Origin of the sequence: Amaricoccus macauensis (genome assembly GCF_014201905.1) — a bacterium.
In the GTDB taxonomy this organism is placed as follows: domain Bacteria; phylum Pseudomonadota; class Alphaproteobacteria; order Rhodobacterales; family Rhodobacteraceae; genus Amaricoccus; species Amaricoccus macauensis.
Genome location: NZ_JACHFM010000002.1, coordinates 1,048,071 through 1,074,501 on the forward strand (window position 1 = coordinate 1,048,071; position 26,431 = coordinate 1,074,501).

Consider the following 26,431-nt stretch of genomic DNA (forward strand, 5'->3'; position numbering starts at 1 on the left):
GGTTGACATTCTGTCCACGTCAGGGGCACTGGCCAGAGGTGCCGTGCGGTAAAACTGCAACGCCGGAGCCCGGTCTGTAAATGCATCTCGTCTTCGAGATTGTCACTATCATTGCCCCTGTCGCGCTCCTCGCGGCGATCGGTTTCATCTGGGTTCGCCGGGGCCTCGACTACGACGTCGCCTTCGTGTCGCGGCTCTCGATGACGCTGTCGACGCCCTGTCTGATCTTCATGGCGCTGGTCCGCTCCAAGGTCGATCCCGCGCTCCTGCTCGATACGGTGCTGGCGTCGACCCTCGCCTACGTCATCGTCGGCTTGCTCGCCTGGGCACTGGTGAGGCTGCTGAAGCTCGATCTCGCGGCATACTGGGCGCCGCTCGCCTTCGGCAACACCGGCAACATCGGCCTGCCGGTTGCGCTTTTCGCCTTCGGACAGGCGGGGTTTGACGTGGCGGTCGTGATCTTCGCCGTCATGGCGATCCTCTCCTTCACGGTCGGCGTCTGGGTCGTTGCCGGCGGCGGCAGCCCGATGAGCGCGCTGCGCGAGCCGCTGGTCGGCGGCACGCTGCTCGGCTCGGTGTTTCTCGTCATGGGCTGGAGCGTGCCGGAATGGCTGGCGGCGAGCCTCGATCTGATCGGTCAGATGGCGATCCCGCTCATGCTCATCACGCTCGGTGTCGCCATCGCCCGGCTGCAGCCGCGCGCCCTCGGACCGGCGCTTGCACTCTGCGTCGCGAAGCTCGCGCTCTGCACCGTGGTGCCTCTGGGCGTCGGGCTCGCCTTCGCGCTGCCCAAGATGACGCTGGGTGTTCTCATCGTGCAGGTCGCAACCCCGGTTGCCGTCACGTCCTACATGCTCGCGGCGAAATATCGGGCGAGCCCCGACGAAGTCGCCGGGCTCGTCGTGGTCTCGACCTTGCTCTCGGTGGTGGCGATCCCGGCAATTCTGGCTTTTTTCATCTGAGCTTTCCCTTGGCTTGCTGACCCGATTGCGGCAAACTCCGCGGACGACGTGCAACAAGACACGCGGGCAGTGAGATGACAGCAGGCAAGGGATGGGGGCGCCCGCTCGCCCTCTTGGCTTTTTGTGCGATCCTGAGTTCGTGCGGGGGAACGGAGTCGCCTCCGTCCACGGTCGTCGACGCGTGCCGGATGCAGGAAGAGAAGCCCGGCTGGTTCGCGGCCATGCGCAAGACCGAAGAGAAATGGGGCGTCCCGGTCGCGGTACAACTCGCGACCATCGCACGCGAATCGAGTTTCCGCGCTGACGCCCGGCCCACCAAGCGCGTGGGAAGCAGCATCTTCGCCCGCGATGTCCCCCTCTCCTCGGCCTACGGCTATGCGCAGGCGATCGACGGCACGTGGGAGGGCTACATCTCCGACACCGGCCGCCGGGGCGCCGACCGCGAGGACTTCTCCGACGCCTCGGACTTCATCGGCTGGTACATGAATTCCAACGCCCGGGTGAATGGCGTGCCGGTGACTGACGCCTACAACCAGTATCTCGCCTTCCACGAGGGCAAGGCCGGCTTTGCCCGCGGCTCCTACCGCAAGAAGACCTGGCTGCCCGGCGTGGCACGGGACGTGCAGAACTGGGCCGGCATCTACCACCGGCAGCTCATGACCTGCTCATCATACTGAACGGTCCGGCCGGCGCGGTGGCGTTGACGATCCGCCGACCTGCGGCGTATCGTTCCACAAATGGAAACGGCTGAACGACCCGATGGACCGTCTGACCGAAATGGAAGCCTTCGTCCACGTCGTCGACCACGGCGGCTTCACGGATGCTGCCCGCAAGATGGGGCTGTCGAAGTCCGCCGTATCGAAACATGTCTCCGCGCTCGAGGCCCGGCTGGCAGTCCGACTGCTCAACCGGACCACCCGGCGGGTCAATCCGACCGAGGTCGGTCTCGCCTACTACGATCGGGCGAGATCGGTGCTCACCGAGGCCGCCGAGGCTGACAGCATGGTGACCGCGATGCAGGCGAACCCCAAGGGCTCGCTGCGCATCTCCGCGCCAGTGACGTTCGGGGTGCATCACGTGACCCCGGCTGTCTCGGCGTTCCTCGGCGCCTACCCGGAGGTCGACGTCAACATGGTGCTGGACGATCGCTTCGTCGAACTCCTCGCCGAAGGCTTCGACCTCGCGATCCGCATCGGCACTCTCGCCGACAGCTCCCTGAAGGCGAAGAAGCTCGCCGAGACCCGTACCGTCATCGTCGCGTCGCCGGCTTATGTTTCGGAAGCCTCGGTGCCCCGCACGATAGACGACCTCAACGACCACCGCCTCCTGCACTATTCGCAGCTCTCAACCGGCAACTTCTGGCGGCTGCACACCGCATCCGGGGAGGAACGCCAGATCCGGGTCGGCGGCCGGCTGACGGTCAACAACGGCGAGGCACTGATGCGGGCGGCGGAGGCGGGCCTCGGCATCGCGCAGGTCCCGAGCTTCATGCTCGGCGCCGCACTTGCCTCCGGCCGGCTGGTGGAGCTGCTGCCGGACCGCCCGCGCGAATTGCTCGGCGTCTACGCGGTCTATCCGCAGGGCCGGTTCCCCCAGCCGAAGCTTCGGGCCTTCATCGACTTCCTGAGCGACCATTTCAGGAAGAGCGGTGCCGACACCTGGCCGGCCTGAGCCATCACGAACGCGCGACGGAACCATCCGATCCCACTGAATTCACGCCCGGTTCAACTGGAAAATGATCCGTGGCACCATCGGAACAACCACAGCGCCTATGGTAGAATCGCGCGTTTGTCTACAAGATGTCCGCTCCCGTAATTGTCTCTTCATCTTGTGCCGGATGACTCGTAGCCTTTCGCCATCAATCCTCCTCGCTGTCGTCCTCGCCGTCGTCACGCTCCTCGCGCTGGCATCGGGTCGGGATCACGTCGGCGCTTCGGTCGATCAGTTCGGCGACAGGGTTGCGGCAATCGTTGCCCTCGTCACGGAAGACGCGCCTGCCGCGAAATGCAGCAAGACAAGCCACGCCAACGCGCACTGCCAGGCACCGGGCGTACTGGCCTCGGTCGCCGATCCGTTCGACCCGCGCCTTGCCGTCGGCTACGCGCGGCCGGGCGACGTGACCCGCCCGCGTGCCGCTGCTCCCATGCCGGAGCTGAGCCCACCCGAAGCCAGCCACTCCGTCTGAACCGTCCCGGACTTGCCGCGTCACGCGCGGGGTCCGGGGATGCCGTTTCACCCGGACCGCTGGAGATTGCCTTGTCCTCGTCAGTCGCGTACCCGCGCACGCATGCCCCGGCTGCGGCCGGCCAACGAGCTGCGCCGCTCACCGAACTTGACCGCCGCCGCATTGCCTGGCTGCGCCTCGTCCTCGTGCTTGCCCTCGTCTTCCTGCACTACGGCGGGATCTACGGATCCGAGCTGTCGCCCTACCGCGGCTATCAGGGGCAGCCGCTTCCCGTCGCCTCGATCCTGATCTCGTTCGTCCTTTACATCGGCTTCACTGCCGTCCCGGCGATGAGCGCGATCTCGGGCTATCTGTTCTTCTACGGGGCAAGCCGGGACACGCCCCCCGACTTCGTCCGCAAGCTGCGGCGGCGGGTCCAGTCGCTGGTGCTGCCCTGCGTGATCTGGGGAGGCGGATTTGCGACGCTTGGCCTCGCCATGCACCTCGTGGCCCCGAGCCTCTTCGCCAATTTCTTCGACTCCGGCCGCAACATGGTCGTGAACTGGCTCGATGCCTCGCTCGGCATCACCCGGACGCCGCTCGCGTTTCAGCTCTGGTTCATCCACGATCTCATCATCACCGTGGCGCTCAGCCCGGTGATCTGGTTCCTCGCCTCGCGGCTTCCGTGGCTGACCATCGCGATCCTGGTGCCGCTCTGGGTGCTCGACGTGCCGACCGGCCTCTTCCACCGGCTCGACGTGCTGATCTTCTTCTGCTTCGGCGCGACCTGCGCCATGCAGGGGCTCCGGCCCGATCTGCCCCGGCGCCTGATCCTGCCCGTCTTCGGGGTATTTCTCGCGGTCGCCCTCGCGCGCACGGTGGCGCCCTACTACGTCGGGCGGACCATGGGCCTCGACTTCGACATCGCGACCGCCGCAATGCGGGTGCTCGGAGCGCTTGCGGTCTGGAACGTCGCGGCCCTGCTGCTCGAAGGGCGATTTGCCGACTGGGTGGTGAAGAACGCCTACATGGCCTTCTTCATCCACTGCGCCCACTATCCGCCGATCCTGTTCCTGAAGCTCGGCCTCGGCTCGATGATCGACCCGATGAGCGAGGTGGCTCAGATCGGGCTCTACGTGGTGACGGTCAGCCTGACGATCTGGACCTGCATCCTCGTCGGCCGGCTGCTGCAGGCCCGGATGCCCAGGACCTTCCGCATCCTGAGCGGCGGACGGACACTGCCGGATGGCAAGGCGAAGTCGGGCTTCCTGCCGACCTGACGCCGTCAGGCGGCGGGCGCCCGCCGGTAGTGATAGGCCGCGGCTTCCTCGAACCCGAGGCCGCGGTAGAGGGCTGTGGCGCCCACGTTCGCCTGGGTGACCGCGAGGAGCAGGCGCCCTGCGCCGCGCTCCCTGCCCCAGGCTGCAGCGGCGCGCACCATGGCGGCGCCGATCCCGGTGCGCCGTGCCGCAGGCGTCACTTCCACCGCATGCATCACCACCGCGTCGCCGTGGATCGCCGCAAAGCCCGCGCCACCCACCCTGTCGCCATGCCGGCCAAGCAGGTAGATTTTCGGCCCCGGGGCGCGTGCCATCACCGCGACCCGCTCGGGTCCGATGCCGCCCGGCGCCCAGACCTCTTCCAGCACGCGAAGCCGCATGTCCCCGAAGAACGCCCGCTCGGGGTCGGCTCCGGCGAGCGGCGCGGCGGAGGCCGCGAGCACCCTCGTGTGGTCGTAGGCCTCGTAGCCCCGGGCCGCGAGGTCAGCATCGAGCGCCGCCTCACCGGGCCGGATCATGAAGACCGGCCGCTGTTCCCAGGCGCGCATCGCGGCCTCTGCGGCCGGAATATCGCCGCTCATCCCGTCGAGCGTCGCCGCCGAGGTCCGGTTGCCGCCTCCTGCCCCACGGCGCAGGGTGAAGCCGCCCGCGGCCCGGAGTTCCACCGCCGGCCACGTGGCGAGGATTGCCTCGATCGTCACGCTGCGTCGTCCGGGTGTCCGGTGGCCGCGAAGCCGCCTCCCACCACCCGCGTCCCGACCGCCTCGGGATCAGGTCGTGGCGTCCGGGCGAGAATGGCGGCGGCATGGCCGTCCGCGCTGTCCTGTGGCACGAAGCCGAGATGACCGGCATGGGCGTTCGACACCGCCGCCGCCGCGTTCGCCGAGGTGCCATAGATCACCGAGAAGCCGACGCGCGGCGCCAGCAGCGCCGACTCCACCAGCCGCACGCAGTCGGCAAACGACAGCCACGACCAGAGCATCCGCCGGTCCGCGGGCTCCGGGAAGCACGAGCAGATCCGCAGCATGACGCTCTCGACGCCATACTTGTCCCAGTAGAGGCTCGCGAGATCCTCGGTGAAGGTCTTGGTGAGACCGTAGAATGTGTCCGGCCGATGCTGCGCGCGGGTATCGGGCACCGCCTCGACCGGATGGAAGCCGACCGCGTGGATCGAACTGGCGTAGATCACCCGCTTCACGCCGTTGAGCCGCGCGCCCTCGAAGATGTGGTACGAGGCGGGCAGCGTGTCGGCGAGGATCTCCTCAAAGGTCTGCTCGCGTGGATGGCCGGCGAAATGCACGATGGCGTCACAATCCCGGCTTGCGGCAATCGCCGCCTCCCGGTCGGAGAGGTCGAGCTGAAGCGTCTCCTCGTTCGCCGCCGCCGCCCCGAGGGGATTCATGTCCAGCAACCGCAAGGTGTCGGCGAGCGGCGCGAGACCGCGCCTGAGGTGGCTCCCGAGACTGCCGGCTGCGCCGGTGAGCAGGATGCGGCGAAACTCGGGCATGGGCACTGACCTCGGAACGGGGCGCGCGCGGGGCAGTCACGCGGCCCGACTATGGCCGGAGATCGGCGCCGAGATCCAGCGGGCGATGACACGGGACGATGACACGGGCGCTGTCAGGCGGTGACGTCGGCGGGTGGCCGGCGATGGAAACGGGGAGAAACCATCGCCGGCCATCCGCCAGCTCCGGGGCGCTCCGCGGGGACGGCGGGCCCGGAGCATCCGGCGCGAGGGAGAGCGTCGCGCCGTACGGATCGGCGTCGGGCATTGCCTACGCCCGCTCCGAACTGCCTAGAGGATGAAGTCGCCGCCGCGATACGCCGAGGCGAGGATACCGCCGTCCTCGATCACGAGCTCGAACTGGAACCCGGTGCCTGAACCGTCGTTGGCCCGTATCACGGTGTCGCCGTCGATCTCCGTCACCCAGAGTCCGCCGCTGCCCGTCTTGCCGAAGCTGAACGCCTGATCGCCGGCGACGCGGGTGTTCGCGTCGATCGCCGACAGGTCGATCCGGTCACCCGAGGCGGCCCCGGCGCCGTCGAAGGCTGGCCCGCCGTCGGCCGCGCGCAGGATGTCGTTGCCGTCGGGATCGGAATGGGCGGCCCGCTCGAAGACGAAGATGTCCGCCCCCTTGCCGCCCATCAGAACGTCCGCCCCCGAGCCGCCCGCCAGCCGGTCGCCGCCATTGCCGCCGCGCAGGAAATCCTCACCGCCGTTGCCGGTCAGCGTGTCATTGCCACCCACCCCAAGGAGGGTGTTGCCGAAGTCGCTGCCGGTCATCCGGTTGGCGAGCGCGTTCCCCGTGCCGCCGGTGGCGAAGCTGCCCACCAGGACCAGATCCTCGAAGTTCGCGCCCAGGGTGTGCACGACGGTCGAGATCACCGTGTCACGGCCCTCGCCCGAGAACTCGTAGACGAATTCGGTCATACTATCGACGTTGTAGGTGTCATTGCCCTTGCCGCCGCCCATCTGGTCGTCGCCGGCATTGCCGTACATCGTGTCGTTGCCGTCGCCGCCTGTGATGTCATCGCGCCCCGGCCCGCCGTAGATGAGATCGTTGCCGCCGCCGCCGTGGATGATGTCGTCGCCGGCACCGCCCGAGAGCGTGTCGTTGCCATTGCCGCCGTCGATGATGTTGCCGGCGGCGTTGCCGAGCACCTCGTCGTCACCCGAACCGCCGATCGCCGCCTCGATCAGAGAGCGCGCATCGCCCTGATATTGCAGGGCGTTGTAGACGTTGCCCCTTGCGAAGTGCCCGTCGCCGAGGCTCGCCGTCTGGATGTCGGAGAACTGCGACGAGCCGCCCGGGGTGAGGTCGATCTGCAGGTCGCTCGTGTAGTTCGAGAGATCGTAGGTATCGAATCCGCCACCGTCCCAGATGGTCATGAAGATGCGGTTGCCGCCCGGATCAATGGCGACCTGCCCGTTCACGAACGTCTCACCGCCCGTCGGACTCCACGAATAGACGGTGTTGCCGGCGTTGGTTGAGAAGTCGGCGCCGTACTGCTGCTGCAGGGCACGGATGTCGCCCATCATGTAGGTCTGCGGCATCCCGAAGATCTCGTTGGTGTATTCCCCGATCGCCGCGCCGGCGTAGGAGCGGAAGGACATCACGGTGAATTCCAGTGCGTCATAGGCGCCCGACTGCGGCCCGTAGCCGGAGTTCACGTGCGCGTACTTCAGCCCGAGCCCGTGCGCGGCCTGCTGGAGAACCGCATGGTAGTCCGCCGTCCCCTGCACCGGCAGCCGGCCGACGCCGCCGAAGAAGGCGTCACCGCTGCGCACGTCGCCCTGCTGCGGCCCGAACGAATAGGCCGTGCCCGGGTCCTGCGAGTTGGCGAAGCGCAGGACCGCCGTGCCGCTGCCACCGCCCTGATAGCCGAAGTTCGCGTTGGTGAACGCCTCGACCGAGAAAAGGCCACCGTTGACGCCGCTCGCGATCGGCCCGTTAGTGTCGAGCGCCCAACTGACCGCGAGAAGCTGGCCCGAGGAGATCTGCGAGACGCTGAGGATCGGCACCGGGTAGTTCGGCCCGTAGTCCGAGGGCGAGTTGGGGTCGCTGTAGCTGAGGTCGTTCGATCCCCAGCTCAGATCGAGCAGACCATCGACGCGCGCGTCACCGACGCGGTCCACGATGTTGCCGACAGGCAGGTTGATGCCGGTCATCTTGATGATACCCTTATGGAATCCCGGTGGCGTCCGGCCAGACAAGGGCCAGCCGCGCGGGCCGGGTGAGATCATGAAATTCCGCGGTTCTCTCTGACCGCGTGCGGCTCAAACCCGCACGTCCGAGAATGCCGACGAGGGCCCGCGCCGTCCAACGAGTTATCGAAATCCGATTCATGAGCGTTCGTGATCGGTCGCGGTCCGGTCTATCAGGCCGCAGCCGCAGCCACCCCGAACGCCTCGCGCAGGCTGCCGGCAAGGCGCTCGGCGAGACGCCGCCGTGGCCCCTGCGTCAGGTAGAGCGCCAGCGACAGGCACGGAAGTGGCGGCAGGCCGCCACCGTGCTCGATCTCGGCCATCCCCGGGGCGATCGCGCCGCGCAGCATCGCGTAGACCGCGAGATCAGCGGCAACGAGGCTCTCGACCATCGAGCCCTCGCTCACCACCTTCCAGTCGAACCCCGCCGCCGAGAGCCGGGCCATCAGGACGCGGGTGAAGGCGCATCCCGTCACCGCCGCGATCGGCAACGGCCGGCGCCGGAACGCCTGCCCGCCCGGCGCGCCGACCCAGACCAGCGGCACCTGGCCGAGGATCTCGGCCTCCGGGCCGGGCTCGGATTCAGTCGTCAGGATCAGGTCGAGCGATCCCGCTTCGCATTGCTCCCGCAGGAGCCCGCTCACTTCTGTCCGCAGCGTGAGACGGGTCTCGGGGTGCCGCAGGCTGAAGCTTCGGATCGCCTGCGGCACGTGGAAGTTCACGATGTCGCACGGCACGCCGAAACGGATATCACCGTCCGCACCGCCGGCCTGCCCGAGGCGGACGACGATCTCATCGTTGACCGCCAGGAGCCGCCGGGCATAGCCGACGAGCTCCTCACCGGCCACGGTCAGCACCACGCCCCGGCCGACCCGATCGAACAGGCACAGATCAAGCGTCTCCTCGAGGCGCTTGATCTGGAGCGATACCGCCGACTGGGTCAGGTTGAGCTGCGCGGCGGCGCGTGTCACGCCGCCCATTTCCGCCACGGCGACGAGCGCGCGCAGAGCCGAAGTGTCGAGATTTCGCATGCCCCCCGCGCGCCCCAAGGCTTCCACGGGAAAAGCCTAGCCCCGCACCAAGCGCGATGCGAGCGCTCTCAGCAAGACGGATGGACTGACGCTACAGACGAAACAATTGCCTGCGCGAACGAACGCGAAACGGCACCTTCAGCGAACGCGTCCGGCGTTCTCGACCGTGCGAATGAACACGTCGTTGTCGGCGCAGAGCTGCAAGATCGACTTCGGCGGCTGGATGTCGGTGAAGAAGCCGTGCAGATCCGCGAGGCTCGCGATGCGCACCGGGGCCGCCATCTTGAACTTGGTGTGGTCGGCGACGAGGTAGCTCTTGCGCGCGTTCTTGATGATCGCCTGCGCGACACGCACCTCGCGGAAATCGTAGTCGAGGAGCGAGCCGTCCGGGTCGACCGCCGCCGAGCCGATGATCGCGTAGTCGACCTTGAACTGCCCGATGAACTCCGCCGTCACGTCCCCCACCAGCGCCCCGTCCGACCGCCTGAGGATGCCGCCCGCGACGATCACCTCGGAGTTCGGGCTGGTGGCGAGGATGTTCGCGACGTTGAGGTTGTTGGTGATGACCATCAGATTGCGGTGCTTCAGCAGCGCGCGCGCCACCGCCTCGGTGGTGGTGCCGATGTTCATGAAGATCGAGACACCGTCCGGGATCTGCTCGGCGACGAGCCGGGCGATGGCATCCTTCTCCTGGCTCGCGAGGCTGCGCCGATCCTCGTAGCCGAGCGCGATGACGCCCGAGGGGATCATCGCCCCGCCATGCACCCGCGTCAGCTGGCCAACGTCGCAAAGCTCCGACAGATCACGGCGGATGGTCTGGGCAGTGACATTGAAGTAGGACGCCAGTTCCTCGACCGTCACCTTCCCCGCCTCACGCGCAAGAGTAAGGATTTCGGAGTGACGGAAGTTTTGCGCCATGGCCTCGCTCAAGCTGGGATGGAGTGTCACACTAGAGACACCCACCGGAACCTGCAACCGACGCCGGATACGACGCCCCGGCCCGGGGGCGACTTCCTGCCCTTACGGCGCGGCGACGGGTTCGAGCAGGCGCAACGCCTCGTCGGCGATGAGACCATGCAGGCGAGGGCCGGGATGGAACGTGTCGGACCAGAGATATGTCGAGCCCGCGTCCGGCGCCGCGAGGGTCTCGCCGGTGCAGAAGACCGCGCTCGTCGTCGGCCGCTTGTTGGTGCAGGCGGGCTCCGTGGCGTTGGTGATCCCGAAGCGTCCCGGATCAGCGAGCACCGCGTTGACCGGGGTGGCGAAGTCGAGAACGATCACTCCGGGCATGTGCCCGACGCCATCGGCCAGCGTCCGGTTGAAGCTCGCCGTCCACTCCTTCACCTGCCCGGGCGCGAAGCTCTGGCTGCAACCGGTCGCGAGTTCGCTCGCGGCGAGGTACTTCCGGCCAAACGGCGCATCGGTCCAGTCGATCGCGCCGGCCACGAGCACCACGCCCGCTCCGTTCGCTTTCGCCTTCCCGACGACGGCGATGAGGTCGGTCGCGGCGCGCTCGACCTCGCGGTCCGCGATTGCCTGCGTCGTCTTGCCTGCGCCGATCCCGTTGTCGTCGGTTCCCCAGCACATGGCACTGAACTGCGCATAGATGTCGTTCGTTCCGCCGTCGATGATCACGAGCTCATCGGGGCTGAAACGGCCATTGCTGGCAATGTAGCGTTCGAGCTGGCTCGCCACGGGCGCCACCAGCCTGTTGTTGCCGATCCCGCTCTGGCTCGGCAGGCGGGCGACGCGGGCGCCGCCTTCGGCATAGCCATTCCCGCCGATCACCCGGGCGGTGCCCACGGCGCGCGTCACGCCAGAGCTCGCATCGCGGTCCATGGTCAGCGACCGATCTGGCCTCACCACCTGACCATAGTGAAGCGCGACGTCCTCGACCCAGATGTTCGACGGGTTGATGGTGAACTTTCCCGGATTCGTCCGGCTTCGGGTGGCGGCCTGGTAGGTGCCGACGTCGCTGAGGGAATCCCCGAAGACCACGACGGCGCCGATCGGGACGGGCGCCGGCGCCTGCACGCAGGCAGCCAGGCCAAGACCGGCGATCGACAGGATCATGCTCCGCCAGAGGCTCATTGACGAACTCCCCCTTGTCGGCAACGGAACCCCTTGCCGGCTGATTGAGATTTCATTGAGCGCCCGTTGCTCGCTCACGTCAACAAATTGGAAGGCCCGCCAACCTTGCGGTCGACGGGCCTTCCGTTCGTTCGAGCGACGCCGGCAGGGCGTCGGTGCCTACTCCGCGGTCAGGAGCGGCGGCTTCTTCGCCGTGATCTGCGGCGTGCCCGTCGGCTCGATCTTCAGCGCGATCTGGTCGTTCTCCACCGCGACGCGCACGAGACCACCCTTCGCCAGCTTGCCGAAGAGCAGCTCCTCGGCGAGCGGCTTCTTGATGTTCTCCTGGATCACCCGGCCAAGCGGCCGCGCGCCCATCTTGTCGTCGTAGCCTTTTTCCGCCAGCCACTCGGCAGCCTCGGGCGAAAGCTCGATCTGTACGTTCCGGTCGAGAAGCTGCGCTTCGAGCTGGAGGACGAACTTCTCCACCACCTGAAGGATGACCTCCCGCGGCAGCGGCGCAAACGAGATCACCGCGTCGAGACGGTTGCGGAACTCCGGCGTGAACATCCGCTCCACAGCGGCGGTGTCCTCGCCCTCGCGCCGGCTGCGCCCGAAGCCGAGAGCCTCCTTAGCCTGCTCGCTGGCGCCGGCATTGGACGTCATGATCAGGACGACGTTGCGGAAATCCACCGTCCGGCCGTTGTGGTCGGTGAGCTTCCCGTTGTCCATCACCTGCAGCAGGATGTTGTAGACGTCCGGGTGCGCCTTCTCCATCTCGTCGAGCAGCAGGACGCAGTGCGGATGCTGGTCCACACCGTCGGTCAGAAGCCCGCCCTGATCGAAGCCCACATAGCCCGGAGGCGCGCCGATCAGGCGGCTGACCGTGTGCTTCTCCATATACTCCGACATGTCGAAGCGCACGAGCTCGACGCCCAGCTGTTCGGCGAGCCGCTTCGCCACCTCGGTCTTGCCGACGCCGGTCGGGCCGGTGAAGAGGTAGTTGCCGATCGGCTTTTCCGGCTCGCGCAGGCCGGCGCGGCTGAGCTTGATCGCCGAGGCCAGCGCCTCGATCGCCTTGTCCTGGCCGAAGACGAGCCGCTTCAGCGACCGGTCGAGATCCTTCAGCACCACCGCGTCATCCTTGGAGACGTTCTTCGGCGGGATCCGGGCGATCTTCGCCACGACCGCCTCGATCTCCCGCGAGGTGATGGTCTTGCGCCGGCGGCTTTCGGGCAGCAGATGCTGCGCCGCGCCCGCCTCGTCGATCACGTCGATCGCCTTGTCCGGCAGCTTGCGGTCATGGATGTAGCGCGCCGACAGATCGACCGCCGACTTGATGGCGTCGAGCGTGTAGCGGATGTCGTGGTGATCCTCGAAGTAGGGCTTCAGCCCCTTGAGGATCTTGAACGCATCCTCGATCGACGGCTCGTTCACGTCGATCTTCTGGAACCGCCGCGCGAGCGCCCGGTCCTTCTCGAAGTGCTGGCGGTATTCCTTGTAGGTGGTCGACCCCATGCAGCGCAGCGTCCCCGACTGGAGCGCGGGCTTCAGCAGGTTCGACGCGTCCATCGCCCCGCCGCTCGTCGCCCCGGCGCCGATGACGGTGTGGATCTCGTCGATGAAGAGGATGGCGTTCGGATGCTGCTCGAGCTCCTTCATCACCGCCTTCAGCCGCTCCTCGAAGTCGCCGCGATACCGCGTGCCGGCCAGCAGCGCCCCCATGTCGAGCGAATAGATCGTCGTCTCGGCGAGCACCGCAGGGGTCTCCCGATCAACGATCTTGCGTGCCAGCCCCTCGGCGATCGCCGTCTTGCCGACGCCCGGATCCCCCACAAGGAGCGGATTGTTCTTCCGCCGCCGGCAAAGCACCTGGATACAGCGCTCGACCTCAAGATCACGGCCGATCAGCGGATCCACGTCCCCCCGGCGAGCCTTCTCGTTCAGGTCGACGCAGTACTTCTGCAATGCGGTCTCCTCGGCCTCCTTGTTGCTGGGTGACTGAGCCTTCGTTTCCGGGGCGGCTTCGGCTCCCTTCACGGGGCGAGCTTCCCCGTAATTCGGATCCTTGGCGACGCCGTGGCTGATGTAATTGACCGCGTCGTAACGGGTCATGTCCTGCTCCTGCAGGAAATAGGCGGCATGGCTCTCGCGCTCGGCGAAGATCGCGACGAGAACGTTCGCCCCCGTGACCTCCGATCGGCCCGAACTCTGCACGTGGATCGCCGCGCGCTGGATCACCCGCTGGAAGCCGGTGGTGGGCGCAGCCTCCGAGCCCTCGATATCCGAAATGAGCGCGTCGAGTTCCTCGTCGAGGAAAGTCAGAATGGTCTTGCGCAGCTTCGCGAGATCGACACCGCAGGCTTTCATCACCCGAGCGGCGTCGGGCTCATCGACAAGAGCGAGAAGCAGATGTTCGAGCGTGGCAAGTTCATGCTTGCGCTGATTTGCCTGCCCGAGGGCGTTGTGGATTGCGGTCTCGAGGGTACTCGAAAAAGACGGCATAGTCCGCGTTCCTTCCGGTCTTGTCCCGCCGGTCGGGGTAGACCGGCGGAGGGCAGGTCCAACCTTGCCCCGCTAGCTCTTAAACTTCGGTTTTATCCTGCACGCTTCAAGGCCGATTATGCCACGCCCCCGCAAAAGCGCAAAAAAAATGCAGTGACGTTGACGCGAGGATTCCATCAATTCCGGCGTCTGCTCAGAAAGCGTCCTTCCGGCGCCGGACCTCGGCGAAAACCTGCGCATCGGGCGAACCCGAAAGTCCCAGATTCTCCTTGAACCCGGTGTCCGCGACCCTCAGGAACGGGTTTGTGGCCCGCTCCAGCCCAAGTGACGCCGGAACGGTGGGCGTGCCCTTGCCTCGCAGCGCGGCGATTTCCGCCGCGCGGGCATCGAGCGCCGGGTTTGCACCGTCCACCGAGAGCGCGAAACGTACGTTTGACTCCGCGTATTCGTGACCGGAGTAGACCATGGTCGCATCCGGCAGTGCCGCCATCTTCCCGAGGCTCTCCCACATCTGTGGCAGCGTCCCCTCGAACACCCGCCCGCAGCCCATCACCATCAGGCTGTCGGCCGAGAACAGCGCCTCTGCCGTTGCAAAGTAGTACGCAATGTGCCCGAGGGTATGCCCCGGCACCTCGAGCACCTCCGCGACACTCTCGCCAAGCGCGACGTGTTCGCCCTCCTTCACGCCCCGGTCGAGCGGCGGCATCCGCGCCTCGGCGGCAGGTCCCACCACCTCCGGCCCGAACGCCGCGCGCAATTCGGGCACGCCGGCCACGTGGTCGTCGTGATGGTGCGTGAGCAGGATCAGGTCCAGCCGCCACCCTCGCTCCTTCAGCGCGGCGATGATCGGTCCGGCCTCGGGCGCATCCACGAGCCCGACCTTGCCGCTGGCCTCATCCCGAAGCAGGTAGGCGTAATTGTCCGTGCGGCACGGAACGATGACAACTTCGAGTGGCACGGACTTTTCCCTTCGCATTGGCACAGATGTTGGCGATCCTCTAGGGTAGTGCAACCTGCCCATTCTGCCAGAGAAGCCGCGGTACCCGATGCATCTCGACGTTCTCGACCTCCGCGCCTTCTACTACCGCACCCGTCTCGGGCGCTCGGCGCAACGCGTGCTTCAGGAAGCGCTCCGCTCACTCTGGCCGGAGACCCGCGACCTCACCGTCGTCGGCTACGGATTCGCCGCTCCGATGCTCCGGCCGTTCCTCACGGACGCCCGGCGCGTCCTGTCACTGATGCCGAGCGGTCAGGGCGTGATGGCCTGGCCGATCGGTGCGCCGAACCTCTCGGTCCTCGTCGAGGAAACTCACTGGCCGATCGAGGCAGGCAGCGTCGACCGGCTGATCGTCATCCACGGGCTCGAGACGTCGGACAAGCCGGGCTCCCTGATGCCCGAGATCTGGCGCGTGCTCGCGCCGGGAGGACGCGTTGCCTTCATCGTGCCGAACCGCTCCGGTCTCTGGGCACGGCGTGACGTCACCCCGTTCGGCCACGGCCGCCCCTACAGTCTTGGCCAGCTGGAGGGCTTGATGCGCGCACACCGCTTCGAGCCCGAGCGTCACGCCGCCGCACTCTATGCGCCGCCGACCCATCGCCGCTTCTGGATCCAGACGTCCTATATCCTCGAGCGCCTTGGCCGGCGCCTCGAGCCCCGAGTCATTGCCGGCGCCCTGATCGCGGAGGCGACGAAACAGGTCTACGCCCGCCCGCCGTCCACCGGAAAGCTTGCTGTGCGTGGCCCGCTGGACGTGCTCGAAGGTCTCACCCTTCCCTTCCCGGAACCTGCCCGCGGCCACCATTACGAAGCGCCCGAGATTCCGGGGAAATAAAATGCGGCGGGGCCCTGCGCTCCCGCGTCCGGGGAGATTGCTCATCCCTGAATTACCAAAAGTTGTATTGTGCTCAGTGGACTGGCCGGAAATGCCTTAGGAAACGGCAGTTCAGGGCCCTGCGCACGTTCTGTGCCGCTGCATTCTGCGGGCCGAAACCCACCGCGTAAGACCTGCCGCCACGCACCCGGCCCGGCTTGACGTCTCCTCACAAGGCCCTATCCGCAAGGGGCTTCCGGCGTATTGCCACGCAGCATACCCTCTGCTATCACCGCGCCGCGATCTAGCCGGGGCGTCGTTCGGCCGCAGGCCGGGAATCGAAATCCTGTCCGCCCGCGGGGGCCGCCAGAACAACGAGAAGGGGGACGGGTGTCCAGCTCAGCGTCGATGACCACTGGGGTGGCGGGCCGTTACGCGACCGCACTCTTTGACCTCGCCAAGGAAGGCAAGACACTCGACAAGGTCGAGGCCGACGTTCTTGCCTTCGAGAACGCCCTGGCCGTCAGCCCGGAGTTCCGCGAGATGATCGGCTCGCCGATCCATACCCGTGACGAACATGCCCGTGTGATCGCCCTGATCGGCGACAAGCTGGGCGCCGGTGTCGTCGTGAAGAACACCCTCGGCCTGATGGCCCGGAACCGCCGCCTGTTCGTCCTGCCGGAGCTCATCGCCCAGATGAAGGCTCTGATCGCGGACGAACGTGGTGAGGTCACTGCCGAAGTCACCGCCGCGAAGCCGCTCAGCGACGAGCAGGCCAAGGCGCTCAGGAAAACGCTCAAGGCGAGCGTGGGCAAGGACGTGAAGCTCGACGTGACGGTCGACGAGACGCTGATCGGCGGTCTCGTTGTGCGTGTCGGCTCGCGGATGATCGACACGTCGATCCGCTCGAAACTCGCCCAGTTGCAGAATGTCATGAAAGAGGTCGGATGATGGCGATCCAAGCCGCTGAAATCTCTGCTATCCTCAAGGAGCAGATCAAGAACTTCGGTCAGGAGGCCGAGGTCGCGGAGGTGGGTCGTGTGCTCTCCGTCGGCGACGGGATCGCCCGCGTCCACGGCCTCGACAATGTCCAGGCCGGCGAGATGGTGGAGTTCCCGGGCGGCATCCGCGGCATGACCCTGAACCTCGAAGTCGACAACGTCGGCGTCGTGATCTTCGGTTCCGACCGCGACATCGGCGAGGGCGACACGGTCAAGCGCACGAAGTCGATCGTGGACGTGCCGGTGGGCAAGGGTCTGCTCGGCCGCGTGGTCGACGCACTCGGCGACCCGATCGACGGCAAGGGCCCGATCGACGCGACCGAGCGCCGCGTCGCCGACGTCAAGGCTCCGGGCATCATCCCCCGCCAGTCGGTGCACGAGCCGATGGCGACCGGCCTCAAGGCGATCGACGCGCTCATCCCGATCGGCCGCGGCCAGCGCGAGCTCATCATCGGTGACCGTCAGACCGGCAAGACGGCGCTCGCGCTTGACGCCATCCTGAACCAGAAGGTCTATAACGACGCCGCCGGCAGCGACGACAGCAAGAAGCTCTACTGCATCTACGTCGCCGTCGGCCAGAAGCGCTCCACCGTCGCCCAGCTCGTCCGCAAGCTGGAAGAGACCGGGGCGATGGAATACACCACCATCGTTGCCGCCACGGCCTCCGAGCCGGCGCCGATGCAGTACCTCGCGCCCTATGCCGCCTGCGCCATGGCCGAGTACTACCGTGACAACGGCATGCACGCGCTCATCATCTATGATGACCTGACGAAGCAGGCCGTCGCCTATCGCCAGATGTCGCTGCTCCTTCGCCGTCCGCCCGGCCGCGAAGCCTACCCGGGCGACGTGTTCTACCTGCACTCGCGTCTCCTCGAGCGCGCGGCGAAGCTCAATGCCGACTTCGGCAGCGGCTCCCTGACCGCGCTTCCCGTGATCGAGACCCAGGCGGGCGACGTGTCGGCCTACATTCCGACGAACGTCATCTCGATCACCGACGGCCAGATCTTCCTCGAGTCGGAGCTCTTCTATCAGGGCATCCGTCCGGCGGTGAACGTCGGCCTCTCGGTCAGCCGCGTGGGCTCCTCGGCCCAGACCAAGGCGATGAAGTCGGTCGCCGGCTCGATCAAGCTCGAGCTCGCGCAGTACCGCGAAATGGCCGCCTTCGCGCAGTTCGGCTCGGACCTCGACGCCGCGACCCAGCGCCTGCTGAACCGCGGCTCGCGCCTGGTCGAACTCCTGAAGCAGCCGCAGTACTCGCCGCTCACCAACGCCGAGCAGGTGGTGGTGATCTACGCGGGCACCCACGGCTACCTCGACAAGCTGGCGGTGAAGGACGTCACCCGCTACGAGCGCGGGCTTCTCGCGCACCTGCGCTCCAGCGAGTCCGGTCTTCTCGACAAGATCACCACGCAGGATCAGAAGATCGCCGGTGACATCGAGAAAGAGATCAAGGCCGTCCTCGACGCCTTCACCAAGACCTTCGCCTGAGAAGGTCGCGCGGGATGCGCGGCGGACACCTGACCGCCCCGCTCCCGCCTGTAAGCGACGCGCCCCTCAGGGCGCGTGACGAGGACTGAACGAGGAACCCGGAGACAATGCCCAGCCTGAAGGACCTGAAGATCCGGATCACCAGCGTGAAGTCCACGCGGAAGATCACCAAGGCGATGCAGATGGTCGCCGCCGCCAAGCTCCGTCGCGCGCAGGAGTCGGCTGAAGCCGCCCGCCCCTACGCTGAGCGCATGGAGGGGGTGCTCGGCAATCTCGCATCCGGCGTGTCGGGTGCGGCGAATGCCCCGCGGCTCCTCGGCGGCACCGGTGGCGACAAGGTTCACCTGCTTGTCGTCGCCACCGCCGAGCGCGGCCTCTGCGGCGGCTTCAACTCGTCGATCGTGCGCCTTGCCCGCGCCCATGCGAACCGTCTGCTGGCCGAGGGCAAGACCGTGAAGATCCTCACGGTCGGCAAGAAGGGCCGCGAGCAGCTTCGCCGCGACATGAACAACTACCTCATTGGCCACGTCGATCTCTCCGAGGTGAAGAAGCTCGCCTATCTCGACGCCGCGCGCATCGCGCAGGATGTCCTGCACCGCTACAACACCGGTGAATTCGACGTCTGCACGATCTTCTACAACCGCTTCCAGTCGGTCATCTCGCAGATCCCGACGGCGCGGCAGCTGATCCCGGCAATCTTCGAGGCATCCGAGGGCGCCTCGGGTGCGCAGTACGAGTATGAGCCCGACGAGGGCGCGATCCTCGCGGAACTCCTTCCCCGCGGCGTTGCCACGCAGATCTTCACGGCACTTCTGGAGAATGGGGCCTCCGAACAGGGTGCGCGCATGTCCGCGATGGACAATGCCACCCGCAACGCCGGCGACATGATCGACCGGCTGACTATCCAGTTCAACCGCTCGCGCCAGGCGGCGATCACGAGCGAGCTTATCGAGATCATTTCGGGCGCCGAGGCGCTCTAAAGGGGACGGAGACAAAGGCACATGGCCGAAGCAAAACCCACCGGCAGGATCACGCAGGTCATCGGCGCGGTTGTCGACGTCCAGTTCGACGGCCACCTCCCCGAGATCCTGAACGCGCTCGAAACCGAGAACAACGGCGTCCGCCTCGTCCTCGAGGTCGCCCAGCACCTCGGCGAGTCGACCGTCCGCACCATTGCGATGGACTCGACCGAAGGTCTGGTTCGCGGCGCCACGGTGACCGACACCGGCAAGGCGATCCAGGTGCCCGTGGGTGACGCCACCCTCGGCCGCATCCTGAACGTCGTCGGCGACCCGGTGGACGAGAAGGGCCCGGTCGAGGCGACCGAGCATCGCCCGATCCACGCGCCGGCGCCGGACTTCGCGTCTCAGTCGACCGAGTCCGAGGTTCTCGTCACCGGCATCAAGGTCATCGACCTGCTCGCCCCCTACGCCAAGGGCGGCAAGATCGGCCTCTTCGGCGGTGCCGGCGTGGGCAAGACCGTGCTCATCCAGGAGCTCATCAACAACATCGCCAAGGTGCACTCGGGCTATTCCGTGTTCGCCGGCGTGGGTGAGCGGACCCGTGAGGGCAACGACCTCTACCACGAGTTCATCGAGTCGGGCGTCATCAACGCCGACGACCTGTCGAAGTCGAAGGTGGCGCTGGTTTACGGCCAGATGAACGAGCCGCCGGGGGCCCGTGCCCGCGTCGCGCTGTCGGGCCTGACGCTCGCCGAGCAGTTCCGCGACCAGTCGGGCACCGACGTGCTCTTCTTCGTGGACAACATCTTCCGCTTCACCCAGGCGGGTTCCGAGGTGTCGGCGCTTCTCGGCCGTATCCCCTCCGCCGTGGGCTACCAGCCGACGCTCGCGACCGACATGGGCGCGCTGCAGGAGCGGATCACCTCGACGCGGAACGGCTCGATCACCTCGGTGCAGGCGATCTACGTGCCCGCCGACGACCTCACCGACCCGGCGCCGGCCACCTCGTTCGCCCACCTCGACGCCACAACGGTGCTGTCGCGCGCGATCTCGGAGCTCGGCATCTACCCGGCCGTCGACCCGCTCGACTCCACCTCGCGACTGCTCGACCCGATGGTGATCGGCGAAGAGCACTACCAGGTCGCCCGTGACGTGCAGGGCATCCTGCAGCGTTACAAGTCGCTCCAGGACATCATCGCCATCCTCGGCATGGACGAGCTCTCGGAAGACGACAAGCTCACCGTCGCCCGGGCCCGCAAGATCCAGCGCTTCCTGTCGCAGCCGTTCGACGTGGCGCAGGTCTTCACCGGCTCGCCCGGTGTGCAGGTTCCGCTCGCCGAGACCATCGACAGCTTCAAGCGCGTCGTTGCCGGCGAGTTCGATCACCTGCCGGAGGCCGCGTTCTACATGGTCGGCGGCATCGACGAGGTCATCAAGAAGGCGGAGAAGATGGCCGCCGAGGCAGCCTGATGGCCGACACCCTCACCTTCGATCTCGTCAGCCCCGAGCGCAAGCTCGCGTCTGTCGAGGCGACGGCGGTCCAGATCCCCGGCATGGCCGGGGATTTCACCGCCATGCCGAACCATGCGCCATTCCTGACCACGCTGCGTCCCGGCGTCGTCCGCGTCACTGCGGGCTCCGAAGTGACCGAGTATGTGGTGACCGGCGGCTTTGCCGAGATCTCGCCCACCGCGGCGTCGATCCTCGCCGAACAGGCGGTGCCGCGTGCCGAGGCGAATGCCGCGATGGTGAGCGATCTCCTCGCAGCAGCCGAGAGGGATCTCGCCGACGCGCCCGATGAGGCCAAGATGGCCCTCGGTCAGCGCCTGCGCGACGTCGTGGCGCTGCGCAGCCAGATCGGCGCGTAAGCCTCCGGCCTCAGACTTCGGCGTTCCCCCTGCGCAGGGGGAACGCCTTTTCTTGCGCTTCGGTGATCTTTGGCCCGGTGAGCTGCGCGCGCGCCGGATTCAGCATCCGAGCCGCGCGCAGACCCGGCTGATGAAGAGCGCATTCGGCCCCTCGTCGCTCGCGCCACCCTCGGCCACCTCGGTGCCGTCAGGCTTCCGGCAGACGAACGGATACGCCGGATCAAGTCCCTCCAGCACACAGTTCGACGCCTGCCAGCCTTGCGGCAGGTCGGTCGGGTCAACCGTCTTCCACGCCGGGTGGCCGCTCTCCTTCAGCTCTCCCAACCGCGTCACCAGCAGATGCCCCACGTCGGCGATCAGCCGGCAACTCGCGGCGTGATAGTTGTTCCGCCGCGGCGTGTAGTCGTAGGCGACCAGCAGCGAGCGCACCTTCACCGCCGGAACCGCGGTCTCCACGAACGGATACGCCCCGGCCGGGATCTCTGTCGGCGTGTAGGCCGCCCGAAGCGCCGGCGCCTCCAGCGGCAGGAGATGCACCCCGTTTGCCAGCCGCGGATCGTTCAGGAGCGCCGCCGGCACCCCGCCGACGTAAACCATGGCATCGACCGTGCCCGCCACCAGCGCATCGATGGCTGCCTCCGGCGACAGCGCCAGTCGTTCGCCCGGCGTCACCCCGGCGAGATCCATCACCAGGTCCGCCGTCACGCGGCTTCCGCTGTCTTCCGGCCCGGTCGCCACGCGTCGCCCGTCGAGCGCCGCGAGATCGGCGATGTCATTGCGCGCCAGCACATGCACCGCGCTGTCGTTCAGCGGAAAGGCGATCCGCACCCCATGCGCCGTGCGCGCCAGCGCCGGATCGTCGGCCTCGAAGGTCCGGAAGTATTCGAGCACGTCGCTCTGCACGATGCCAAGCTGGGTGCCCGGCCGGTCGCGCACCGCCTCCATGTTCTCGATTGACCCGTCGCTCTCGGTAACGCGCAACCCGACACCACACGCCGCCGCGACGGCCGCGATGTCCTCGCCCATGGCCGTGTCCGTGCCGCCATCGCTGCCGGTGATGATGCTGCCGGTCAGCGATTGCCCGAGCGCGGGGCCGGCCAGAGCCAGTCCGATCCCGAGCAGCATCCACGTCCGCATCAGCAATCCCCCACCCCTCGTACCAGTGCCGCCGCGCTCAGCCGGTTCACCGAACCTGTCGCCTGCCGCAGCGCATCGGTGACGCACGCGCCGTTCTCGAGCGCCGACACCAACTCCGCCCGTGCCTCGGCCGTCATGTCGCCGAGCCCCGGCGCCGTCCCGACCGCCGCCGCCACCGCAGCGGGCGACCGCCGTCCTCCAGCAGCATCCGGCGCGGACGCGGTGACCTCGGCCGGCGCGCCTTGCGGCTCTCCCGCTGCGGCGATCTCGGCCTCGATCGAACGCCGGCGTGCCGCCGCCGTGGTCGCGCCCTGTTCCTCGGATGTGCGCCGGGCGACGGCGGCATCGGCGGCGCGCACGGCCTCATCCCGGCGCGCCGTCTCCGTCGCCACGGCCTGCCGCAGCGTTTCGAGCTCTCGCTCCGCGTCGGAGACCTCGCCCTGCACGGCCGCGAGCTTTTCCGCGGCCTGCTCCGCCTGCTCCTGCTCCGCGGTCGCGGCGGCGAGTGCCGTCTTCGACGCCTCTAACCGGTCCTCCACATCCCTGAGGGATGCCTCGGCGGCGGTGTGCTTTTCCTCCAGCATCGCCCGGTCGCGCTCGGCCTCGGCCCGGTTGAGGGTGGCGGCCTTCAGCGCATCGTCGAGCCGGTTGACCTCGCCGTTGACGTCCTTGAGCCGCGCCTCGGCCGCTCGGGCCTCGCCCTCCGCCGTCTTTTTGCGCGCCTCCGCGGCGCCGGCGGCCGCGTCGGCCTCCTCCACCGTTCTCTTCAACCCGTCGAGCCGCGCCAACATCGAGTCGATCTCACGCTGCCGCGCCGATGCCTCTTCGGCGATCAGATCGCGCGCCGCAGTCTCCTCCTCCACGGTGCGCTTCGCCTCGGCCACCGCCGCGTCGAGCGTCCGGCGTTGTGCCTCGAGCTCCTCCACCTCCGCCTGAAGGATCGCCCGGTACTCGGCCGGGCTCTCCGGCTGGGTCTCGTTGGGCGCCTGCGCCAATGCCGGCAGCGCAACCAGACCCGCAGCGAGCAGCACTCCCCGCATTCCCCAGTCCATCGTCTAGCCACCAATCCAGAGGTCGAGCCGTCCGGGCTGCGGATCGCTCAGCAACTCGCCATAGTCGCGCACGCCGATGGCGTCGCCCTCGGCGACCGCCGGCGAGATGACCCGTGCCAGCGCCTCCGCCGCGGCCCGATCCTCATCGCGATAGTAGCCGATCCGCGACGTTGCGATCCGGAACGGCAGTTGCTCGACGACCACGTTCGGAATGCCCGCCTGGGTCAGCGCGGCGGTGAGCTGGTTGCGCCGCTCGTCCGCGATCTCCGGCCCGATTCGCAGGCGCACGGTATCGACCCCCGCCAACGCCGGATCGGCAAGCGGCCGGCTGGCTTCGGGCACGGACACCGGCTGCTCGCCAGAGACCCCCGGCGGAGCGGGCGCGGGGGACTCGGTCGACATGGCCGCGGTGCCCTCGGCCGGTGCATCCGCGGTCTCTGGTGCGGCTTCTGGCCGAAGAAGGAAGGCGGCCACCACGATGGCGATGGCAAGGGCTGCCCCCAGGCCAATCCAGATCGTCATGGAGCGCAGCCGGCTGGCCTGCGCGGCGAGGAATGCCGGTCGGGTCTGGGCGGGAGTGCGCCGGGCTGAATTGCTCTGGGCCGGACTGGCATGGGTGGGGCCGGCGTGCGCCGGACTGGCATGGGTGGGACTGGCATGGGTGGGACCGGCCTGGGCCGGACTGGCGCGCGCGGGACTTGCCTGCGCCCTGGTTGCCTGAGCCTCACCGGGAGCCTTCGCACGATCCGGCGACGCGGCCGCGGCGTGCGACAAATGGGCAGGCGCCGGAGTCCGCGTTTCGGATACCCGCCCGGCCTCCAGCGCCTCGGTCCCGATGTCTTTGCGCTCCGCTGCGCGCGGAGCGCTTCGCCATGGACCAGACACCGCACCCGCGCGAATGTTGTCCTTGCGACTCCAGTTGTTAGCCGTCTTCCCCGGGCGATCACGCGTCCCGTCCACTGGCACCACCCGAACCCACTGCTGCCCCGTCTTCAGGCAGCTCCGGCGCGGGATGATAAGGAAAGCCTCCCGGGGGAGAAAGGCTTAAATCGTCCTAGGTTAAGCACCCTCCTCCACGGCGGCGCGATACCAGTCGACGATCTGCTTGCGCTCGGTCGGCTCGATCTCGGACACGTTGCCCGGAGGCATGGCGTGGCTGAGCCCGGCCTGCAGATAGATTTCCCGGGCGTACGCCGCGATCTCCTGATCCGTCTCGAAGATCACGTCCTTGGGCGCGCGGTGGACGCCCGGCCAGAACGGTTCGGTCGTGTGGCACATGCCGCAGCGGCCCCGAACCACGTCGGCGACCTGGGTGAACCCAGGCGCCTCCGCGAACTTCTGATCGAGCGGCGACATGGCGAGTTCCGGCCGCTGGCTCATGGGCGAAGAAGACAGCCACATGATGATGACGAAAATGACCGCCGTTGCCGCCCAGGTCCAGTTCGGTCCCTTGCCTGTTGCGTGCATGGTGTTGAAGTAGTGCCGGATGGTGACGCCCATCAGGAACACCAGGCTCGCGATCAGCCAGTTCCATTCCGTCGCGAAAGCGAGGGGATAGTGGTTGCTGAGCATCAGGAACAGCACCGGCAGCGTCAGGTAGTTGTTGTGGGTCGAACGCAGCTTGGCGATCTTGCCATACTTCGGATCCGGCGTCCGGCCGGCCTTCAGGTCTGCAACCACGACGCGCTGGTTCGGCATGATGACGAAGAAAACGTTCGCCGTCATGATCGTCGCAGTGAAGGCACCGAGATGCAGGAGTGCCGCGCGACCCGAGAAGAGCTGCGTGTAGCCCCACGCCATCACCACCAGGATGCAGAAGAGCAGCACCATCAGTGACGTCGGGTTGTTGGCCAGCCGCGACTTGCAGAGATTGTCGTAGAACAGCCACCCGACCGACAGGGACAGGAGCGAGATCACGATCGCACCCCAGACCGGCAGGTCGGCGACGGTGCGGTCCACGAGGAAGATGTTCGCGCCCGCATAGTAGACGATGCAGAGCATGGCAAAGCCCGAGAGCCATGTGACATAGCTCTCCCACTTGAACCAGATCAGATGGTCGGGCATCTGCTCCGGCGCGACCAGATACTTCTGGATATGGTAAAAGCCGCCGCCGTGAACCTGCCACTCTTCGCCGTGGGCGCCGACAGGAAGGTTCGGAGTCTTCCTAAGCCCAAGGTCCAGCGCGACAAAATAGAATGATGAGCCGATCCAGGCGATTCCGGTTATGACGTGCAGCCAGCGGACACCAAAGGCCAGCCAGTCCCATATGATTGCGAAATCGTACATTGCCCCCCTCCAATTGGATGATGAGATAACGTCGCAGAAATCACTCTCTTCGCAAATGCTGCAAATCTTCGAGCAGTTTCGCCCTCAGCTTGAAAATGCTATGCGTGCCGAAGGGGGAAGATCCAATGTCATATACGGGCAATCTTAAGACCTTCATCCGGGTCTACGAGCTAGGCTCCATGTCCGCCGCCGGGCGTGATCAGCGCATCTCCGCCGCGGTCGCCTCGGCGCGGATCGGCGAACTTGAAAAGCACCTCGGCGTGCGCCTTTTCAATCGCACGACGCGCAGTCTGCACCCGACCGAGCAGGGCTCGATCTTCTACAAGGGTGCCCAGAAAATTCTCGAGGCGATCGACGAGGCCGAGGGGGCAGTGGCCGACGTTTCGCGCAAGCCCAAGGGCTCCCTGCATGTAGGAGCGCCTCTTGGCATTGGCAAGCGGCTGATTGCCCAACGGATTCCCGAGTTCAAGGATTCCTACCCCGAGATCGACGTCCGCCTCCGCCTTTCGGACCGGAAGATCGACATCACCGTCGAGGCGCTCGACATGGCGTTTGTCCTCGGGATCCTCGAGGATTCGAACTTCCGGGTAAGGCACATCGCCGATTGCCCGAGACTGCTCTGCGCAGCGCCGGGCTACTTCGTGGATCGGCCGCGACCCCGGACGGGAAAGGAGCTCATGGAGCAGGATCATGCCTGCCTGCTCCATCGCTATCCCGGAGCAAGGGACTTCGTGTGGACCCTCGAGACGCCCGAGGGGCCGCAGCGATTCGAAGTGGCCAGCTCGCTCGAATCCGACGATGGCGACGTGCTGACCGCATGGGCGCTCGCCGGACGGGGAATCATGCTGAAGCCGCGCTTCGAGGTCGCGGAATATCTTGCGTCCGGAGAGCTCGTGCCGGTCTGCGAAGACAACCCGCCCTACGCGGTCAGCCTCGCCTGCATCTTCCCGCACAAGCGCCTGCAGGATCCGAAGAGCCGGCTCTTCATCGAGTTCATGGTCGCCGCGATCAAGCAGGCGCTCGCGGACCTGCCGGAGCCGGCAACGACCGCCGCCTGACCGGACGGGCGTTCTCCGCCCGACACATCCCCGGCCCCTCGGCCCGGCCC

The 26,431-nt window shown here is 67.1% G+C and carries 24 protein-coding genes; 12 read left to right on the forward strand and 12 right to left on the reverse strand.

The features are described 5' to 3' along the window. Nucleotides 1-80 precede the first annotated feature (80 nt). The 5 genes from HNP73_RS12455 (at nucleotide 81) to HNP73_RS12475 (ending at nucleotide 4,406) form a co-directional block, all read left to right on the forward strand. On the forward strand, nucleotides 81-962 hold the full coding sequence (locus tag HNP73_RS12455) for an AEC family transporter (protein WP_184149637.1): 882 nt from the start codon (nucleotides 81-83) through the stop codon (nucleotides 960-962). A 74-nt stretch (nucleotides 963-1,036) separates the two neighbouring features. Then, nucleotides 1,037-1,639, forward strand: a complete 603-nt coding sequence (locus tag HNP73_RS12460) for a transglycosylase SLT domain-containing protein (RefSeq protein ID WP_184149640.1) — start codon at nucleotides 1,037-1,039, stop codon at nucleotides 1,637-1,639. Between the two features lie 82 nt (nucleotides 1,640-1,721). After that, nucleotides 1,722-2,633 (forward strand): LysR family transcriptional regulator, encoded by a 912-nt coding sequence (locus HNP73_RS12465; protein ID WP_184149643.1) that lies wholly within the window; start codon nucleotides 1,722-1,724, stop codon nucleotides 2,631-2,633. 166 nt (nucleotides 2,634-2,799) lie between these two features. Further along, nucleotides 2,800-3,147, forward strand: coding sequence for a hypothetical protein (locus HNP73_RS12470; RefSeq protein ID WP_184149646.1), 348 nt, complete (start codon nucleotides 2,800-2,802; stop codon nucleotides 3,145-3,147). 71 nt (nucleotides 3,148-3,218) lie between these two features. Continuing rightward, entirely contained in the window at nucleotides 3,219-4,406 is a 1,188-nt protein-coding gene (locus HNP73_RS12475) for an acyltransferase family protein (protein WP_184149649.1), read from the forward strand. Nucleotides 4,407-4,411: 5 nt separating this feature from the next. Here the strand turns inward: HNP73_RS12475 and HNP73_RS23910 are convergent, their stop codons facing one another. The 8 genes from HNP73_RS23910 to gloB all read right to left on the reverse strand — a co-directional run bounded on the left by HNP73_RS23910 (nucleotide 4,412) and on the right by gloB (nucleotide 14,676). Beyond that, complete coding sequence (locus HNP73_RS23910) at nucleotides 4,412-5,107, reverse strand: GNAT family N-acetyltransferase (RefSeq protein ID WP_184149652.1); 696 nt, start codon at nucleotides 5,105-5,107, stop codon at nucleotides 4,412-4,414. Further along, nucleotides 5,104-5,913: an NAD-dependent epimerase/dehydratase family protein gene (locus tag HNP73_RS12485; protein WP_184149655.1), complete on the reverse strand. Its 810-nt coding sequence runs from the start codon at nucleotides 5,911-5,913 to the stop codon at nucleotides 5,104-5,106. The genes HNP73_RS23910 and HNP73_RS12485 overlap by 4 nt, the downstream gene beginning before the upstream one ends. 288 nt (nucleotides 5,914-6,201) lie before the next feature. Continuing rightward, entirely contained in the window at nucleotides 6,202-8,076 is a 1,875-nt protein-coding gene (locus HNP73_RS12490; protein ID WP_184149658.1) for a M10 family metallopeptidase C-terminal domain-containing protein, read from the reverse strand. A gap of 209 nt (nucleotides 8,077-8,285) precedes the next feature. Then, a complete protein-coding gene (locus tag HNP73_RS12495) occupies nucleotides 8,286-9,143 on the reverse strand; it encodes a LysR family transcriptional regulator (RefSeq protein ID WP_184149661.1) in 858 nt (285 codons plus the stop codon). Between the two features lie 138 nt (nucleotides 9,144-9,281). Next, entirely contained in the window at nucleotides 9,282-10,061 is a 780-nt protein-coding gene (locus tag HNP73_RS12500) for a DeoR/GlpR family DNA-binding transcription regulator (RefSeq protein WP_184149664.1), read from the reverse strand. Between the two features lie 102 nt (nucleotides 10,062-10,163). Then, on the reverse strand, nucleotides 10,164-11,234 hold the full coding sequence (locus HNP73_RS12505) for an SGNH/GDSL hydrolase family protein (RefSeq protein ID WP_184149667.1): 1,071 nt from the start codon (nucleotides 11,232-11,234) through the stop codon (nucleotides 10,164-10,166). 159 nt (nucleotides 11,235-11,393) lie between these two features. Next, on the reverse strand, nucleotides 11,394-13,718 hold the full coding sequence (gene clpA / locus HNP73_RS12510; RefSeq protein ID WP_184149670.1) for an ATP-dependent Clp protease ATP-binding subunit ClpA: 2,325 nt from the start codon (nucleotides 13,716-13,718) through the stop codon (nucleotides 11,394-11,396). Nucleotides 13,719-13,911: 193 nt separating this feature from the next. Then, nucleotides 13,912-14,676, reverse strand: coding sequence for a hydroxyacylglutathione hydrolase (gene gloB, locus HNP73_RS12515; protein WP_184149673.1), 765 nt, complete (start codon nucleotides 14,674-14,676; stop codon nucleotides 13,912-13,914). Nucleotides 14,677-14,764: 88 nt separating this feature from the next. On the opposite strand from gloB, the gene HNP73_RS12520 reads away from it, so the two are divergent. The 6 genes from HNP73_RS12520 to atpC all read left to right on the forward strand — a co-directional run bounded on the left by HNP73_RS12520 (nucleotide 14,765) and on the right by atpC (nucleotide 20,848). After that, complete coding sequence (locus tag HNP73_RS12520; RefSeq protein ID WP_184149676.1) at nucleotides 14,765-15,550, forward strand: class I SAM-dependent methyltransferase; 786 nt, start codon at nucleotides 14,765-14,767, stop codon at nucleotides 15,548-15,550. A gap of 369 nt (nucleotides 15,551-15,919) precedes the next feature. Continuing rightward, nucleotides 15,920-16,480 (forward strand): F0F1 ATP synthase subunit delta, encoded by a 561-nt coding sequence (locus HNP73_RS12525; protein WP_184149679.1) that lies wholly within the window; start codon nucleotides 15,920-15,922, stop codon nucleotides 16,478-16,480. Then, the gene (gene atpA, locus HNP73_RS12530) at nucleotides 16,480-18,018 is read left to right on the forward strand and encodes a F0F1 ATP synthase subunit alpha (RefSeq protein WP_184149682.1); all 1,539 of its coding nucleotides are present in this window, start codon (nucleotides 16,480-16,482) and stop codon (nucleotides 18,016-18,018) included. The genes HNP73_RS12525 and atpA overlap by 1 nt, the downstream gene beginning before the upstream one ends. 107 nt (nucleotides 18,019-18,125) lie before the next feature. Continuing rightward, the gene (locus HNP73_RS12535; protein WP_184149685.1) at nucleotides 18,126-18,998 is read left to right on the forward strand and encodes a F0F1 ATP synthase subunit gamma; all 873 of its coding nucleotides are present in this window, start codon (nucleotides 18,126-18,128) and stop codon (nucleotides 18,996-18,998) included. Between the two features lie 21 nt (nucleotides 18,999-19,019). Further along, entirely contained in the window at nucleotides 19,020-20,450 is a 1,431-nt protein-coding gene (gene atpD / locus HNP73_RS12540) for a F0F1 ATP synthase subunit beta (RefSeq protein ID WP_184149688.1), read from the forward strand. After that, nucleotides 20,450-20,848, forward strand: coding sequence for an ATP synthase F1 subunit epsilon (atpC, locus tag HNP73_RS12545; protein WP_184149691.1), 399 nt, complete (start codon nucleotides 20,450-20,452; stop codon nucleotides 20,846-20,848). The genes atpD and atpC overlap by 1 nt, the downstream gene beginning before the upstream one ends. Before the next feature lie 99 nt (nucleotides 20,849-20,947). Here atpC and HNP73_RS12550 read toward each other — a convergent pair whose 3' ends face one another. The 4 genes from HNP73_RS12550 to HNP73_RS12565 form a co-directional block, all read right to left on the reverse strand. Continuing rightward, nucleotides 20,948-21,985 (reverse strand): TAXI family TRAP transporter solute-binding subunit, encoded by a 1,038-nt coding sequence (locus HNP73_RS12550; RefSeq protein ID WP_184149693.1) that lies wholly within the window; start codon nucleotides 21,983-21,985, stop codon nucleotides 20,948-20,950. After that, nucleotides 21,985-23,016, reverse strand: a complete 1,032-nt coding sequence (locus HNP73_RS12555) for a coiled-coil domain-containing protein (RefSeq protein ID WP_184149696.1) — start codon at nucleotides 23,014-23,016, stop codon at nucleotides 21,985-21,987. The genes HNP73_RS12550 and HNP73_RS12555 overlap by 1 nt, the downstream gene beginning before the upstream one ends. Before the next feature lie 24 nt (nucleotides 23,017-23,040). Beyond that, a complete protein-coding gene (locus HNP73_RS12560) occupies nucleotides 23,041-23,559 on the reverse strand; it encodes an RAD23 family protein (RefSeq protein ID WP_184149699.1) in 519 nt (172 codons plus the stop codon). Between the two features lie 537 nt (nucleotides 23,560-24,096). After that, entirely contained in the window at nucleotides 24,097-25,323 is a 1,227-nt protein-coding gene (locus HNP73_RS12565) for a urate hydroxylase PuuD (RefSeq protein ID WP_184149702.1), read from the reverse strand. 125 nt (nucleotides 25,324-25,448) lie between these two features. Between HNP73_RS12565 and HNP73_RS12570 the strand changes: the two genes are divergently transcribed. Continuing rightward, complete coding sequence (locus HNP73_RS12570; RefSeq protein ID WP_184149705.1) at nucleotides 25,449-26,381, forward strand: LysR family transcriptional regulator; 933 nt, start codon at nucleotides 25,449-25,451, stop codon at nucleotides 26,379-26,381. Nucleotides 26,382-26,431: the final 50 nt, after the last annotated feature.